Origin of the sequence: Novosphingobium sp. THN1 (assembly GCF_003454795.1) — a bacterium.
Classification (GTDB): Bacteria; Pseudomonadota; Alphaproteobacteria; order Sphingomonadales; family Sphingomonadaceae; genus Novosphingobium.
Genome location: NZ_CP028348.1, coordinates 767,868 through 783,648, shown reverse-complemented (window position 1 = coordinate 783,648; position 15,781 = coordinate 767,868). Strand labels below are relative to the sequence as shown.

The window sequence follows — 15,781 nt, the reverse complement described above, 5'->3', positions numbered from 1 at the left end:
CGTCAAATCAGATTCGCTCAAAAGCGATCTTATGCGGTACGAGTATCAATTAAGCTCCCGAGTTGCGTAACGATGTGGCCTTTTCGCAACGCATACCTCATCCGCAGTCAGCGCTGATCTCGCTCTCTCAATGATGCCGCTTGACTGCCGGCGGCTATCAAGTAAGCGTTCACTCACATCAAGATCCGGAGAGTCACATGTCTGATGCGAATTCAGCCACGCCAGCTTCGTTGCCGATCAAAGATCATGTCGGCCTGCGGCTGGCACTGCGCGATGCCAATTTGCCCACGCTCCTTATGGTCTATGTGACGTTCACTCAGGACCGCGTTTATCTCGATCGCTTCGCGCCTTATCTGGCGGCAGCATACGCCGCCGATGCGCCGAGCAACGTGCCCGACACGATGGCACAGGACCTGCGCGACCGGCTGTTCGCGCTGCTAACGCATGAGCTGCCGCCGCTGGTTCGCCCTCTCGATCCGGAATTCCTACGCCATATGATGAGCGTCAGCGTTGGCGAAAACGTCGATCCGGGCCTGATCCCCGTGTTGTACGACCAGATGGGCTTCGAACCGCCTGTCCCACGCAAGTGTATTCCCGGTCGTCCCACGCCTCCGTCGGATTTCGACGTGATCGTGATTGGTGGCGGGATGAGCGGGATCGCAGCGGGCATCAAGCTTTCAGAAGCCAACTATTCGTACACGATTATCGAAAAGAACGCTGAACTGGGCGGAACCTGGTGGGAAAACCGCTACCCCGGCGTCGGTGTGGATACACCCAGCCATTTCTACAGCTATTCCTTTGAACTCAACCCCGAATGGAGCCACTACCACCCCAAAGGTCAGGAAATTCAGGATTATCTGGTTGGCGTGGCGGATCGCCATGGAGTGCGCAGCAACGTTCTGTTCGAAACACGCGTAACTGGCGCCATCTGGGACGATGTGAGCGCCAAGTGGATCGTCAAGCTGCGGCACAAGGACGGCACGACGAGCGAACGGGCCGCTAGCACCGTGCTCCTCGCCCATGGCGTGCTCAACCGCTGGTCCATGCCGAAGATTCCCGGCCTCGAAACATTCGCCGGTCCGAAAATGCACACTGCGGGATGGGACACATCGGTGGATCTGAAGGGCAAGCGCGTTGCCGTGATCGGTACCGGCGCCAGTGCGGCGCAGCTTGCGCCTGCCATTGCCGACGAAGTCTCTCATCTGACGATCTTCCAGCGCTCGAAGCACTGGGTGCTGAACAATCCAGACATCAATGTGAACGTCAACGACAATGTCCGCTTCGCTCTGCGCGAGATTCCGCACTACAAGGAATGGTTCCGCTTCCGCGTCTACTGGTTTTCGGGCGACGGACTCTATGGCAATGTCAAGGTGGAGCCTGATTGGCCTAACCAGAACGTCTCGATTAGCGCGCAGAACGATGCGGTGCGAAACTACGCCTTGCAGTACATTCAAACCAAGCTGGCAAGCCGACCCGATCTGATCGAGAAGATCGTCCCCGACTACCCCATATTCGGCAAGCGCATCGTGCTCGATGCCGACGGGGGATGGCTCGATACGCTGGTAAAGCCCAATGTCACGCTGGAGACGCGCGGGATCGATCACATCGAAAAGGATGCGGTTGTCCTCAAGAACGGTACCCGCGTCGAGGTTGACGTGCTTGCACTGGCCACCGGGTTCGAAATTGCCAAGGTCGCCGGCGATCTCGAAATCGTTGGCAAGGGCGGATGTCGCATTCAGGAGGACTGGGGTGAGGACGACCCCTACAGTTATCTCGGCGTGATGGCGCCGGGCTATCCCAATTTCTTCTTCGTGCTAGGCCCCAACAGCGCGCCCAATCATGCTGCAGGCGTCAACATGGTGATCGAGGCGCAGATCAACTGGATGGTCGAAACGCTCGACATGATGGTCGCCGGAGAGGCTCGCAAGGTGGAGCCGACGATCAAAGCCTATGATGCCTGGAACGCGAAAGTTGCCGCACAGATGAGTCAGATGATCTGGGCCCACCCCAAGGCCAAGAGCTATTACCTCAACTCTGCGGGTCGCAACATCATCTCCTGCCCGTTCCGCCTCGCCGACTACTGGAAATGGACCCGTCATCCTGCGCGCGAAGACCTCACCCTGTCTTGATCCGCGCAAACCTTGGGCGCGGCGGCCAATGCGACCGCCGCGTCTCTTTCAATCCATGTCGGGCCAAACTTGCGCAAAGAAAGGATTTGCGGCCTTGTTCTCGTCGTAACTAGTTTGATGGACCATGCAGGTCGGGCACCAGTGCCCACCCTTGAGATAGAGGCGCGGCGTCATCGTGAAATCGTGGCCGAGCGCGCAACGGAACGCGGCCGGCTGATCCGGCTCGCAGGAATCCCCCTGGAACGAACCGCCACGGAATTGCGCAGCACCCTTGAGGTCTGTGGCCGTCCAGTCCCCTTCCGGCATGTCGGCGTTGTATCCATGATCGAGGAGCGAAACCTCTCGCGAAGGCTCGCGGAACTGGAAATCCGCCCAGTCGCGCGGCAGCTTCTCCCACGCCTCGCGCGATCCGAAGTAGGCTTCGATATGTTCGCGGTCGTCATTGGCGATCCAGTTGAGCGTGCCGCCCGGCCCTTTCGCCAGTTTCTCCATCCGGCTGCGTCCCGCGCCCGGAAACCACCGCGCGATCAGGCGCACCGGCGCCGGCATGCTCGCCACCATGCCGCGCGCCCAATCCTCGAGCGTCTCCGAACGGAACGGCACCGCCTCCTCCAGCCTGTCGGAATCGGCATACCACTGGCCATGGAAGTTCCGCGTGGCGGACCAATGCGGGCGAAAGCTGGCGAAGGCATCCTTCTGCCCCAGCGCGCCTGCGGTAATGCGGGCGAACTCATGATTTGTGACGCGCAGCTTCTCGCCGCCGCCGATGTTGTAGAACCGTTTCCAGAAAGTTTCGGGCACGGCATCCTCGCAGGCGTTCGCTGCCAGCCGCGCCGAATCCCCGACCGTGACCCATTCGAACACGCCGTTGAGCGGATTGTGGAAGATGATCGGGTCGAAGATCTTCCAGATTCCCGGATGCGCGATGCCGGTCTGGCGCAGCGAAACCCAGCGCTTCAAGCCGCTCTGCGCGACGATGGCTTCGGCCTCGGTCTTGCTCACCGCATACTGGTCGAACCGGCTGATCTTGATCGGATCGCCGGTGCGGCCCCAGTGCACCGGCGCATTGCGGTGCCCGGTTTGCGCGACCGTTCCGATATAGACCAGCGCCGTTGTCTCAGCCTGTCCGGCCGCCTTGATTGCTTCAACGATGTTGCGCGCGCCGCCGACGTTCACCTGCATCGTCAGTTCGGGAAAGCGGTCGGCAAAGGGCGACACCATGCCGCCGATGTGCAGCACCTGATCCACACCCTCGATGCCTCGACGCATGTCCTGCGCGCTTGTCAGATCGCCGATTAGCCATTCGACGGCAGGGTGCTTGGCGAATCGTTTCACCACCGGGTGGCCCTGCTCCTCCGGCCGCACCAGAGCGCGGACCCTGAACCGGTCGGCCCTGGCCGCCAGTTCCGCCAGCGTCGCGCTGCCCATGTTGCCGGTCGCGCCGGTCAGGAAGATGGTTTTCTTGGTGCAAATCGCCACTTCACGCCGCTCCGGCCGCTATAATCGCCCCCTACTGTTCAATTATTTTCACGCTCCGGTCAACCACTGCCGCACAAACCATCTTCCCGATGTCCGGCGAACAATGTAAGTGCCCACTTATCACAACGGGAGACATTGCATGGCCGCGATTCTGGAAGAGCGCACCAATTTCACGACTCTGGCCAATGACCCCGAGCTTGCCCGCGCGCTTGACGAAGCCAATGTGCCGACGTTGCTCGCCGCCTATGTTCACCTTTCGCACGATGTGGACATGCTGGAGCGGTTCGCACCGCATATCCGTCCCGCGTTCTCCTATCCGCCAACCGAAATCCCTGACGACCTCGCCGACGCCCTGCGCCTCAAGCTGCGCCACCTGCTGACCACCGGCGAAGGCCTCGCCAGCAACGAGCCGTCAGATGAACTCGTGCAGCGCATCATGTCGGTCACCGTGGGCGAACCGGTCGACACCGAATTCGTCGAACTGGTGAACGACCAGTGTGGCTTCCGTCCATGGATCGACCGCAGCAAGCTGGCCGACCGCCCTGCCCCAAGGCCGGGTTCAAGGTTCTGGTCATCGGCGCGGGCATGACCGGCATGGCCGCCGCCACCAAGCTGCGCGAGGCGGGCTACGACTTCGTCGTGATCGAGAAGAACCCCGAAGTCGGCGGCACCTGGTACGAAAACCGCTACCCCGGCGTCGGTGTGGATACGCCCAGCCACTTCTATAGCTTCAGCTGGGAAATCTGGCCCGATTGGCAGCACTATCACCCGCATGGCGCCGACATGCAGCGCTACATGACCGGCGTTGCCGACAAGTACGACCTGCGCCGAGACATCCGCTTCAACACCACGGTCGAGAAGCTGGTCTGGGACGAGAAGTCCTGCACATGGACTGTCACTGTCCGCAACGCTGATGGCACCAGCGAAAACCTCGTTGCCAATGCCGTCATCAACGGCCATGGCCCGGTCAATCGCCTCAAGATGCCGGACATCGCCGGGCTGTCCGACTTCGCAGGACCAGTTGTCCACACCGCCGCCTATCCCGCTGACCTCGATCTCAAGGGCAAGCGCGTTGCCGTGATCGGCACCGGGGCGAGCTCGGCCCAGCTCTGCGGCGCCATCGCGCCGGAGGTTGCCGAACTCACCGTCTACCAGCGCACCAAGCACTGGGTGCTCTACAATCCCGAAATCGCCCACGAGGTGAGCGAGGGCATGAAGTGGGCCTTGGCAAACATCCCCACCTTCAAGGAATGGTTCCGCTTCCGCGTTTACTGGGCCGCGGCCGACGGCCTCTTCTCGAACGTGCTCAAGGACCCGGCGTGGGAGGGCAACATGCTCGCCGTTTCCGAAGGCAACGAGATGACGCGCCAGTACGCGCTCGGCTACATGCAGCAGCGCTTCGCCGACCGGCCTGACCTGATCGAGAAGCTGACGCCCGATTTCCCGATTTTCTCGAAGCGCATCATTCTTGACAATGGCTGGTTCGATGCGCTTGCCCGGCCCAACGTCCACCTCGAAACACAGGGTATCGCCCGCATCCTGCCGAACGGCATCGAAGCCAAGGACGGCTCTGTCTTCGAATGCGACGTGATCATATGCGCTACCGGCTTCAACGTCGCGCAGATGGTCGGAAACCTGGTGATAAAGGGCGAAGGCGGGCGTGAACTGGGCGAAGAATGGGGTGCGGAAGATCCACGCAGCTACCTCGGTATGTGCGTGCCGGGCTACCCCAACTACTTCCACACCGTCGGCCCCAACAGCGCGCCCAACCACGCCGCTGGCCAGAACCTGATCTCCGAAGCGCAGGTCAACTGGATCATCGAGGCGCTGGACCGGATCAACGAAGCCGGCGCCCGCGCGTTCGAAGTGGAAAAGAACGCCTTCGATGCCTGGAACCGCAAGGTGGATGAGCGTATGCCCCAGATGATCTGGACCCACCCCCGCGCCAACTCGTACTACAACAACTCGAAAGGCCGCGTCTTCCTGTCGTGGCCGTGGCGTCTGGTGGACTTCTTTAATGCCACCCGCCGCCCGGAACCCGGCAGCTACCGCTTGATCCCGTAATCGCAAGATGCCGTTTCTGCGCAATGGCCTTGCGCGGAACCGGCGTTTCGCCCTAGTCGGAAGGCGTGACTAAACGCACCCGCCTCCCCGCGAAAGACCGCAAGGCGCTCATTCTCGCCAACGCCCGCGCCATCTTCGCGCAGAGCGGCTATGAAGCGGCGCGCACGCAGGAAATCGCCAAGCGGTCGGGCGTCTCCGAAGCGCTGATGTACCGGCACTTCCCCTCAAAGGAAGCGCTCTACCGTGCCGTCCTGCGCGAGGTGATACGCGAACAGGATGCAAGCTACGAAACCCTCACACTGCAAGAGCTTAACGGACGCGCCATCGTCCGCAACCTCAAGGCCTATTTTACCATCGTGGTCGGATCGAGCGAGCCAAGCTTCAAGGAAGGCTTCCGCCTCCTGCTCGCCAGCCTCGTCGGCGATACGAACTTTGCGACGCTCGTCTACCGTCGCGCCCAGCGACTGATGAACCACCGCATTACCGCAGCGTTGCAGAACGCGCGCGACGCCGGAGAAGTCATCGGCCGGGAAATTTCGCCGGCCAACACTTCACTGTTCACCGAACACGTCGGCACGGTGCTCAACGTGCTGGCCACCAATGTCGAACGTTCGCCCTACCATGGCAACGAGGCAGAGCTGATCCGCGACGCCGTGTGGTTCTGCTGCCGCGGAGTCGGCTTCACCGACGAGGCGATCGAACGCCACTTGCGCGACTGAAGCGCATGCTATTGCGTCCGCCGCTGCTGCGGGCTACCAACTCGATTGACAGCGCTATCTAAATCAGGTCCAACAGGATCGAAAGCGCGGGGAGAGTGGTTTTGCGCAAGGTGCTGAAGGTGCTTGGCCTGTTGCTGCTGGCCGCCTCCGTGGTGTTTGCGGTCATCGCGTGGCGCAACTGGGACCTGATCCAGCGCGTGTTCCTGGGCGGTGTCAAAGTCTATGAGACGGTTCCGCCGCAGATCCCCGCCAATATCCCGCGTCCCGCCGTGCTGGTCTTTTCAAAGACCAACGCGTTCCGCCACGAAGAAGCGATCCCTGCTGCTGCCAAGATGTTCGATACGCTTGCGAGGCAGAACGGGTGGGGCCTCTACCAGACGGAGAACGGTGCGGCCTTCAGCCCTGAAATCCTGTCCCGCTTCGATACCGTGGTGTTCTCCAACGTCACCGGAGACGTTTTCACACCCGAACAGCGCGCTGCGTTCAAGGCCTATCTCGAGAACGGCGGCGGCTATGTCGGCATCCACGGCGCGGGCGACAATTCGCACAAGGCGTGGGACTGGTACGTGACCTCGGTGATAGGCACGAACTTCATCGGCCACCCCATGGACCCGCAGTTCCAGAGCGCCGCGGTCAACATCGAAACCCATGCGCACCCTTCGACCGCGTCACTGCCTGACAGGTTCGATCACGTCGATGAATGGTATTCCTTCGACAAGTCGCCACGCGGCATTCCGGGGCTGACCGTTCTCGCCACGATCGACGAGAGCAGCTACAAGCCGGGGTCGTTCATGGGCACAGAGCTCGCCATGGGCAAGGACCATCCGGTGGCGTGGTGGCGATGCGTGGGCCAAGGGCGCGTGTTCTACGCCGCCGCCGGGCACACCGCCCAGACTTACGATGATCCCAAATACCGCCAGTTCCTCACTGGCGCGGTACAATGGGCGATGAAGCGCGCTGGCAATGGCTGTGGCAGCGATGCCGGCAACGCCACCGGGTCGGCGCAAGCAGCCGAGTGAAACAAAGCAACTTACGGAACGGGCGGGGAATACTTTGATGGCAACCACATCCCAGAACAGGAAATCGATCTTCTGGATCTGCGTCCTTGCACTGTTCTGTGCGGCACTGGCCAACGCCGTGCGCGCAGGCGCGGCCGGAGCAATGAAAGCCGCCCTGCTCGATCCGATCGATCCGCAGCATTCGGGCGAACTGATCGGCGTCGTGCTCGGCAACTCTTTCCTTGGCTTCGCCATCAGTCTGCTGGTCATCTCGCCACTGCTCGACCGGTTGGGCGCCAAGAAGGTGATCCTGTTCGCCTCGGCCTGCTTTATCCTCGGCCCCCTGCTCGTCCTGCTGGCTGGAAACGCTCCGCCCGCCTCGATCATGCTCGTGCTCAACCTCGCCATGGTGCTGTGGGGTTGCGGCTGGGGAGCGACCGAAGCTTCGATCAATCCCGTTGTCGCCTCGCTCTTTCCTGACCAGAAGACCGGCAAGCTCAACGAACTGCACGCCTGGTGGCCGGCAGGGCTGATCCTTGGCGGCCTGCTTTCGGTCCTGTTCTTCAAGTCGCTCGACCTGCCATGGCAGGCGCTGGTGGGGCTGTGCCTAGTGCCCGGAGTGGTCCTGGCCATCTGGGCGTCCCGCCATCAATTCCCGCAGACCGAAAGCGCGGTGGCGGGTGTCTCCTTCGGCGAGATGATGACCGAGCCGTTCAAGCGGCCGAGCTTCTGGGTCTTCTTCGCGATCATGTTCCTGACCGCGTCGAGCGAACTGGCACCGGGCGCCTGGGTCGATGTGACGCTGACCAATACCGTCGGCATGCCGGGCATCCTTGTGCTGGTCTATGTCTCTGCAATCATGTTCGTAATGCGCCATTTCGCAGGTGCGCTTGAACACCGCTTCTCCGACATGGGCCTGCTGCTGATGTGCACCGTGCCTGCGGCCTTGGGGCTCTACCTGCTGTCGGTGGCCAATTCGCCGGTCACTGCGGTATTGGCGGCGACGGTCTGGGCGTTCGGCGTATGCTTCATGTGGCCGACCATGCTGGCGGCAGTATCGCGGCGCTACCCACGCTCTGGCCCCTGGGGCATCGGCCTCGTCGGCTTTGCCGGCGCGCTGGCGATCTACTTCGTTCTGCCCGAACTCGGCGCGATCTACGACAGGGCCAAGCTCGCAAAGGCCGGCGGCGAAGAAGCCTTCGCTGCGCTTCAGCCCGGCAGCGATGCCCTGCAGCAGGTGCTTGCCTACGCGGCCGAGCAGAGCTTCCAGACCATTGCGGTCATTCCGGTGGTGCTGTTCTTCATCTTTCTTGCGGTACGCCTGGTCGAGCGGAAAAGCGGAAAGGCCTGATCCGTGAAAGTCGGCATCAACCTGATGCTGTGGACGGGGCATGTCACGCCCGCTGATGCGCCGCTGCTCTTAGCGCTGAAGGACACCGGCTTTGATGGCGTGGAATTGCCGCTGTTCGATGTCTCGAGCAGCACGCATTACGCCGAACTTGGCCGCATCCTTGCCGACATCGGGTTGAAGCGCACCACCACGGCGATCATTCCGGATGAGGCGCACAACCCGATTTCACCCGATCCCGCCGTCCGCACCCGCGCCATCCAGCATCTTGAGCGTGTGATCGATTGCGCGGCAGCGCTGGGCGCGCAGGTTCTGGCCGGACCGTTGTTCCAGCCGCTCGGGCTGTTCAGCGGGGCCGGGCCGACCGAGGCCGAGCTTGAGCGTTGCGCCGAGGTGCACCGGGCAGTGGCCGAACGCGCCCGCGCGGCAAACCTGCCTTTGGCGCTGGAACCCCTCAACCGCTTCGAATGCTACCTGCTCAACACCTGCGAGCAGACCAGCGCCTATCTCGACCGCCTGGATGAACCGGGCTTCGGCATCCTTTACGATACGTTCCATGCCCATATCGAAGAGAAGGACCCGGTCGCGGCGCTGCGCACGGCACTGGCGCGTGGCCATGTCGCCCATGTCCACATCAGCGAGAACGATCGCGGCACGCCGGGGCGCGGACATGCCAGGATTGCCGAGAGCATCGCCGTGCTCAAGCAGACGGGCTACGATGGCTGGCTGACGATCGAGGCCTTCGGCAAGGGCTTGCCTGAACTCGCCGCCGCCACCCGCGTCTGGCGCGATTTCTTCAGCAGCCCCGAAGAGGTCTACACCGAAGGGCACCGCTATATCCGCGAATGCTGGGACCAGGCCTGATGTCCACACCTGTCATTTCCGACCGGCGCCAAGAAGCAAGCCAGAACACGGAGACTGCCGATGATTGACCTCCCCCAAACCGATCGCCGTGGCATGATGGCCGGCTTCGCTGCCCTGCTCGGCGTGGCGGCGCTTCCGGTCGAGGCACTTGCGGCACCTGCCGGCAAGACAGCGCCCTTCCTCCCTGCCCCTCGCTTTGCGCTGCTTTCCAGCGTGGCCGACACGATGCTGCCCGTAACCGACACCCCGGGCGCACTGGCGGCGCAGGTCCCTGCCCGGCTTGATGCGATGCTGAAGAACTGGGCCGCGCCTGCCACCCGCGCCGAAATCCTCGCAGCGCTCGACCGCATCGATTCCGCCGCCAAAGCAGCCAAGGGCCGCAGCTTCGCCGCGCTTTCGGCCAAGGAGCGCGAAGCCGTGCTGCGTGCCCACGATGCCGCTGCCCTCAAGCCGACAGCCCCGCTCGATGCCAACAAGGCGGCATTTCTCCAGACCGGTACCGTGCCAACCGACGCCGGTTACAAGCGGCTCAAGGAACTGGTCATCGGCCTCTACTACTACAGCCCGACCGGCAGCGAGAATGAGCTGGTCTACGATCACGTGCCCGGCCCCTACCAGGCATCGGTCAAGCTTACCCCGAAATCCCGGCCCTACCTCGGCCTTGGTCCGTTCTGAGCGGAGATTGATTCATGTTTGACGCCATCGTTATCGGCTCGGGTATCAGCGGGGGCATTTCCGCCAAGGAACTGACCGAACGCGGCCTGAAGGTCCTCGTGCTTGAGCGCGGCCGCAAGGTCGAGCACGTCACCGACTACAACGACACCCAGATGCCTTGGGAGCTGCCCAATAACAACGAAGTGCCCGAAGAAGAACTGGCACGCGACTATCCGGTGCAGAGCCAGTGCTATGCCATGAATGCCGCGACCAAGCAGTTCTGGGTCAAGGATAGCGATCATCCCTACACCACCCCGGAAGACCGCCCGTTCAGCTGGATTCGCGGCTATCACCTCGGCGGGCGCTCGATCATGTGGGGGCGGCAAGCCTATCGCCTTTCGCCGATGGACTTCGAGGCCAATGCCAAGGACGGTCACGGCGTAGACTGGCCGATCCGCTATGACGACCTTGCGCCGTGGTACAGCCATGTCGAAAAGTTCATCGGCGTGGCAGGATCGAAGGAAGGCCTGCCGCAACTGCCCGATGGTGAATTCCTGCCGCCATGGGAAATGAACGACGCCGAAAAGCTGTTCAAGGCATCGGTTGAGGCAAAGTTCTCGGGCCGCAAGGTGATCATCGGGCGCAATGCCAACCTCTCGGTCGCCCAGCCGCATCACGAGGAATTGGGCCGCACCAGCTGCCAGAACCGTTCGATCTGCGAACGCGGCTGCAGCTTCGGGGCGAACCACACCAGCCTGTCCTCATCCTTCCCCGCGGCTGAACGCACCGGCAACCTGACCATCGTCACCGATGCGATCGTGCACAGCCTGGTGCAGGACCCGGCCAGTGGCAAGATCACGGCCGTGCGGGTGATCGATGCCAAGACCATGGAAGGGCGGACCTACGAGGCCAAGCTGTTCTTCCTCAACGCATCGACCATCGGATCGGCGCAGATCCTGCTCAATTCGGCAAACGAGGCCAACCCGCGCGGGCTGTGCAACAAGTCCGATCAGGTCGGGCGCAACATCATGGACCACATGTATGCGCTGGCGACGGCCGGCCTGATGCCGCACTACCCGGCCGACAGCTACTATCATGGCCGCCGTCCCACCGGCATCTACATCCCGCGCTATCGCAACGTGACCGAGGAAGGCGAGGGCTTCGTGCGCGGCTACGGCTATCAGGGTGCAGTTACCCGGCAGGGCGGAAAGCCCGATGCTACCGTGGGAATCGGCCAGGACATCAAGGAGCGCAACCGCAAGTTCGGCCCGTGGATGGCGTTCATCTCGGGCTTTGGCGAGATGCTACCCCATCCTGAAAACCGGATGACGCTGCACCAGTCGCGCAAGGACAAGTGGGGCATTCCGCTGCTCCACATCGACGTCCAGCTGCGCGAGAACGAGAAGAAGATGGCCAAGCAGATCCAGGCCGACGCGCGCACCATGATCGAGGCGGCAGGCGGCACGGTCGTCTACCAGCGCACCGAACCCGGTCCGCCGGGTCTGGGCATTCACGAGATGGGCAGCGCCCGCATGGGCCGCGATCCGTTGACTTCGGTGTTCAACGGCCTGAACCAGGCGCACGAGGCGCCGAACCTGTTCTGCACCGATGGCGCGGTGATGACCTCGTCGGGCTGCCAGAACCCGTCGCTCACCTACATGGCGATGTCAGCCCGCGCCGCGCACAATGCGGTGCAGATGCTGAAGGAAGGCAAGATCTGATGTGGACGGGCTGCCTGCAAAGGCAGCCCGTCAGCCGCAAGGGCTGGTGCTACATTCCCGGTGAACCGGGGAAGCCCATGTAATAGCTGCCCACGGTCATCCCGCCGTCAACGACGATCTCGGCGCCATGGATATAAGACGCCTCGTCGCTGGCGAGGAAAGCGCTCGCCGATGCCACTTCTTCCGGCCCGCCGATGCGCTGCAGCGGCACGTTGGCATAGCCCTTGTCCACTTCCTCGCGCGCTGCGCCGGTATGATTGGACATCACCGTATCCACCCCGCCGGGGTGGACCGAATTCACCCGCACGCCCTTGTGGCCCAGCTCCATAGCCGCCACCTTGGTCAGGCCCCGGACGCCCCACTTGGACGAGGCATAGGCGACGAGGCTGTTCGCCCCCTTCATCCCGTCCACTGACGAGATATTGACGATCGAGCCGCGCCCGCGCGCGATCATGCCCGGCGCCACCGCCTTGATGCCCAGGAACTCGCCGACGAGGTTGACGCCCAGGACCCTCTCGTAATCAGCCTTGGAGGTCTCGAGCAGGCTCTTGAACATCAGGATGCCGGCATTGTTGACCAGCGCATCGACCGGCCCCAGCGTCGCTTCCACCTCGCTGACAACCGCGGCCCAATTGGCCTCGTCGGTCACGTCGAGATGGAAGAACCGCGCCGCATCGCCCAGCTCGGCGGCAAGCGCTTCGCCCGCCTCGTCCAGCACGTCGGCAATCGCCACTTTCGCGCCCTCGGCCACGAACAGCCGGCTCGTCGCCGCACCCATGCCCCGCGCACCCCCGGTGACGATCGCCACCTTGCCTGCAAGCTTTCCCATGATCTCTCCCTTGGCTCCTGCCTGGAAGCCCTGTGTTCTCAGGCCACCTTCTGCCCCGGCCGCTTGTCGAGCGTGACGTGCAGACCGTTGACGCGGCCCTGGATTTCCGGCGCCTTGTCCCGCGGGTTGTAGAACTGGCGGTACCACAGGCGAACCTTGGCGTAGGGGCCGTCCTTGGGGATCGCCAGCGGGTTGATGCAGGCGCGCTTGTTCGCCCAGATCTCAACGTCCTGCGCAAAGGCGAGGCGGCTGCCTTCCTGATAGGCCAGCGCCATCTCGCGGTCTTCCGCCGTCGTCTCGCGGCTGCCGTCGTGGACCTTGACCATCAGCGCATGCCACGAACGCGAAACCCCATCCTCGATCGGCGTATTGGCGATCATGATGAAGCTGTCGAACGTGCCGGCCATTTCCGACTGGAGGAAGCCCGGCCCTTCGTACCAGGTGTCCAGCACCAGCGCGTCCTCGGGGTTCGCCGTCAGCGTGCGGTGGCCGGCGCTGTAGTACTGGTGCAAGTGTGGGCCCATGAACTCGTTGGCGAAATACTGCCAGTCGGTCGCGCCGTGGATTGGCACGAAGTGGCCGAAGTCGGCCATGTTGTCGACGATCTCGATGCCGTGGCTGTTGAGGTCGCCCATGTAGTCGATCTTCCATTCGACCCAGCCCGGCTCGCCATAATGGCCACCGAAGTTGGCAAGTTCCACGTCAGGCTCCAGCCCTTCGGGATCGTGCCACATCCAGATGATCCCGGCGCGTTCGAGCACCGGATAAGTGCCGAGCTTCGCTGCCTTCGGGATGAAGTCCGAATAGGGAATGTGGTTGCACGCGCCATCGGTGCCGAAGCGCCAGCCGTGGAACGGGCAGCGGATCGACTCACCTTCAACATGCTCTCCATCGCGGACGATGTAGGACGTGCTGTTCTTCGCCAGATGCGCGCCCATGTGCGGGCAATAGGCATCGACCACGTAAGGCTTGCCGCTCTCGCCCCGGTAGATCACCAGATCCTTCCCGAAATAGCGGATCGGCGCGGGGGTGCGCGTGGCATCGGCGGCAGTTCCGATCATGAACCAGCCGCGCGGAAAGTCGAATTCACCCAGGCCATACTCTTTCGAGGTCGCCATCTGCATCACTCCTTTTGATCACCGCGCCGTTCTGCCTTGTTCGGGACAGCGCTTTCGTGATCCCGAAAACCGAATCGCGAGCGATTTGCGGACCGATCGCGATCATCTCCCACGCCCTCAGCATGGCACGCCAAGCCGCATTGGGCAAGCCCAAGCGAACCACGCTTTGCGTTACATTATTCGCCACCCATTACGCAAACAACGCCACATACTGCACTTACGCTATCAGGTGCGTTCAGATTTTGGTTTGCAGTTTGCATGAGGTCGTGGCAACAACCCGGTCTGCGAGAGGCCGCAAGACGCTTCGCGCCACTGGAGAGAAGCATGACCGATCTTGACCGCAAAGTCGTCCTGATAACCGGAGCCGGGCAGGGAATCGGACAGGGCGTGGCGCTGGCAATGGCAGGCGCCGGGGCCTCTGTCGTCGTTACCGGGCGCACGCTGGCCAAGGTCGAGGCAACGGCGAACATGGTCAAGGAACGCGGCGGCAAGGCGCTGGCCGTCGCCTGCGACGTGAAGTCCGCCGCCGATCTCGCCGCGACGGTGGAGCGCACCGTCGCCGCGTTCGGCGGGCTCGATATTCTCGTCAACAATGCCCAGGAAGTGCCGCTCGGCAAGCTCGAGGACGTGACGGACGAAGCCTTCCTTGCGGGATTCGAAAGCGGGCCGCTGGCCACGCACCGCCTGATGAAGCTCGCCCGCCCGCACCTCGCCGCGCGCGGCGGCGGCACCATCTTCAACTTCTGCTCTTCGGCCGGCATCCGCTGGGACATGACCGGCTATGGCTGCTACGCCGCGGTCAAGCAGGCGATCCGCAGTTTGACCCGCGCCGCGGCGGCCGAATGGGGCGGCGAAGGCATCCGCGTGCTGACCATCGCGCCGCACGCGGAATCGCCCGGCCTCAAGTGGTGGATCGAGAACAATCCCGAAGAAGCGCAGGCCTTTTTCCGCACGATCCCGCTGGGCCGCGTCGGCAGTCTTGAAGGCGATATCGGCCGCGCGCTGGTCGCGCTCGCGGGGCAGGACCTCGCATACCTCACGGGGGCGACGATCCCGCTCGACGGCGGACAGGCCAACTTCGACTGAGGAGGCGCGCCATGGAAAAGGTCATCGCCGCCCTCTGGGCGCCGCCGCACCAGTCGCGCGAGGACTTCGGCGCCGCGCTGCTCGCCACCCTGCCCCAGGCACTCGTCGCTGCGGGAGCGAGCCGGGTTCGGCTCAACCTGCGCGATGGCACGGTCGCACCGGGCGAAGCGCTGGTCCAGCAGTGGCAGGCGCCGCAGCAGGCCGCCGTCGTCCAGTTCTGGATGCCCTCGGCAAACGCCCGCTTCCGGGGCGATGTCGATGCAGCGCTCGCCGCGCGTTCGGCATGGTTTGCAGCATGGCTGGTCTGTGAATCCGAGATCATCCCGAACACCGCGCATCCGTGTTCTACAAATGTTTCCCCGGGGAAACACGAAAGCACCCGGCGCACATGGGGCTGGAGCCAGGCCAGCTTCATCACCTTCCGCTCCGACATCACCCGCGAGGTGGCCGTCGCCCACTGGCATTCGCACCACACCCGCGTGGCGATCGAGACGCAGGCGAACTTCGAATATGTCCAGAACCTGATCGTCCGCCCCCTCACCGAAGGCGCGCCGGCCTACAGCGCGTTCGTCGAAGAGTGCTTCCCGCTGGACGCGCTCGAACAGCCGGAAGTGTTCTTCGATGCCGTGCGCAATCCGGCGAAGTTCAAGGCCAATCTCGATGCGATGATGGACAGCTGCCACGCCTTTCTGGACTTCAGCCGCAACGATATCATCCCCACCAGCCAGTTCGATTTCGCCCATCTGGGCTGAGAATTCGAGAGGAATCCACC

Annotated in this window: 14 protein-coding genes; 11 read left to right on the top strand and 3 right to left on the bottom strand. The window is 63.0% G+C overall.

Features of this window, described 5'->3' with window-relative positions; all coding sequences use genetic code 11:
• Positions 1 to 197 precede the first annotated feature (197 nt).
• A complete protein-coding gene (locus C7W88_RS20565; protein WP_118075352.1) occupies positions 198 to 2,129 on the top strand; it encodes an NAD(P)/FAD-dependent oxidoreductase in 1,932 nt (643 codons plus the stop codon).
• A 48-nt stretch (positions 2,130 to 2,177) separates the two neighbouring features.
• On the opposite strand, the gene C7W88_RS20560 is transcribed toward C7W88_RS20565, so the two are convergent.
• Positions 2,178 to 3,608, bottom strand: a complete 1,431-nt coding sequence (locus C7W88_RS20560) for an NAD(P)-dependent oxidoreductase (RefSeq protein WP_240344986.1) — start codon at positions 3,606 to 3,608, stop codon at positions 2,178 to 2,180.
• Between the two features lie 139 nt (positions 3,609 to 3,747).
• Here C7W88_RS20560 and C7W88_RS24120 point away from each other — a divergent pair, with 139 nt between their 5' ends.
• The 8 genes from C7W88_RS24120 to C7W88_RS20525 all read left to right on the top strand — a co-directional run bounded on the left by C7W88_RS24120 (position 3,748) and on the right by C7W88_RS20525 (position 11,976).
• Positions 3,748 to 4,197 carry a hypothetical protein gene (locus C7W88_RS24120; RefSeq protein WP_240344985.1) on the top strand — a complete coding sequence of 150 codons (450 nt, stop codon included), beginning with the start codon at positions 3,748 to 3,750 and terminating at the stop codon, positions 4,195 to 4,197.
• Entirely contained in the window at positions 4,119 to 5,672 is a 1,554-nt protein-coding gene (locus tag C7W88_RS20555) for an NAD(P)/FAD-dependent oxidoreductase (protein WP_240344984.1), read from the top strand. Before C7W88_RS24120 ends, C7W88_RS20555 begins: the two co-directional genes overlap by 79 nt.
• 65 nt (positions 5,673 to 5,737) lie before the next feature.
• The gene (locus C7W88_RS20550) at positions 5,738 to 6,391 is read left to right on the top strand and encodes a TetR/AcrR family transcriptional regulator (RefSeq protein ID WP_118075351.1); all 654 of its coding nucleotides are present in this window, start codon (positions 5,738 to 5,740) and stop codon (positions 6,389 to 6,391) included.
• Between the two features lie 95 nt (positions 6,392 to 6,486).
• Positions 6,487 to 7,410 (top strand): ThuA domain-containing protein, encoded by a 924-nt coding sequence (locus C7W88_RS20545; protein ID WP_162896279.1) that lies wholly within the window; start codon positions 6,487 to 6,489, stop codon positions 7,408 to 7,410.
• Entirely contained in the window at positions 7,355 to 8,740 is a 1,386-nt protein-coding gene (locus C7W88_RS20540) for a sugar MFS transporter (protein WP_370073259.1), read from the top strand. Before C7W88_RS20545 ends, C7W88_RS20540 begins: the two co-directional genes overlap by 56 nt.
• A gap of 3 nt (positions 8,741 to 8,743) precedes the next feature.
• On the top strand, positions 8,744 to 9,601 hold the full coding sequence (locus tag C7W88_RS20535; protein ID WP_118075349.1) for a sugar phosphate isomerase/epimerase: 858 nt from the start codon (positions 8,744 to 8,746) through the stop codon (positions 9,599 to 9,601).
• 60 nt (positions 9,602 to 9,661) lie between these two features.
• On the top strand, positions 9,662 to 10,276 hold the full coding sequence (locus C7W88_RS20530; protein ID WP_118075348.1) for a gluconate 2-dehydrogenase subunit 3 family protein: 615 nt from the start codon (positions 9,662 to 9,664) through the stop codon (positions 10,274 to 10,276).
• 14 nt (positions 10,277 to 10,290) lie between these two features.
• The gene (locus C7W88_RS20525) at positions 10,291 to 11,976 is read left to right on the top strand and encodes a GMC oxidoreductase (protein ID WP_118075347.1); all 1,686 of its coding nucleotides are present in this window, start codon (positions 10,291 to 10,293) and stop codon (positions 11,974 to 11,976) included.
• A gap of 49 nt (positions 11,977 to 12,025) precedes the next feature.
• On the opposite strand, the gene C7W88_RS20520 is transcribed toward C7W88_RS20525, so the two are convergent.
• Positions 12,026 to 12,805, bottom strand: a complete 780-nt coding sequence (locus C7W88_RS20520; protein WP_118075346.1) for an SDR family NAD(P)-dependent oxidoreductase — start codon at positions 12,803 to 12,805, stop codon at positions 12,026 to 12,028.
• Between the two features lie 38 nt (positions 12,806 to 12,843).
• Positions 12,844 to 13,923: a Rieske 2Fe-2S domain-containing protein gene (locus C7W88_RS20515; protein WP_118075968.1), complete on the bottom strand. Its 1,080-nt coding sequence runs from the start codon at positions 13,921 to 13,923 to the stop codon at positions 12,844 to 12,846.
• A 324-nt stretch (positions 13,924 to 14,247) separates the two neighbouring features.
• Here C7W88_RS20515 and C7W88_RS20510 point away from each other — a divergent pair, with 324 nt between their 5' ends.
• A complete protein-coding gene (locus C7W88_RS20510; protein WP_118075345.1) occupies positions 14,248 to 15,009 on the top strand; it encodes an SDR family NAD(P)-dependent oxidoreductase in 762 nt (253 codons plus the stop codon).
• 11 nt (positions 15,010 to 15,020) lie between these two features.
• On the top strand, positions 15,021 to 15,761 hold the full coding sequence (locus C7W88_RS20505; protein WP_118075344.1) for an EthD domain-containing protein: 741 nt from the start codon (positions 15,021 to 15,023) through the stop codon (positions 15,759 to 15,761).
• Positions 15,762 to 15,781 lie beyond the last annotated feature (20 nt).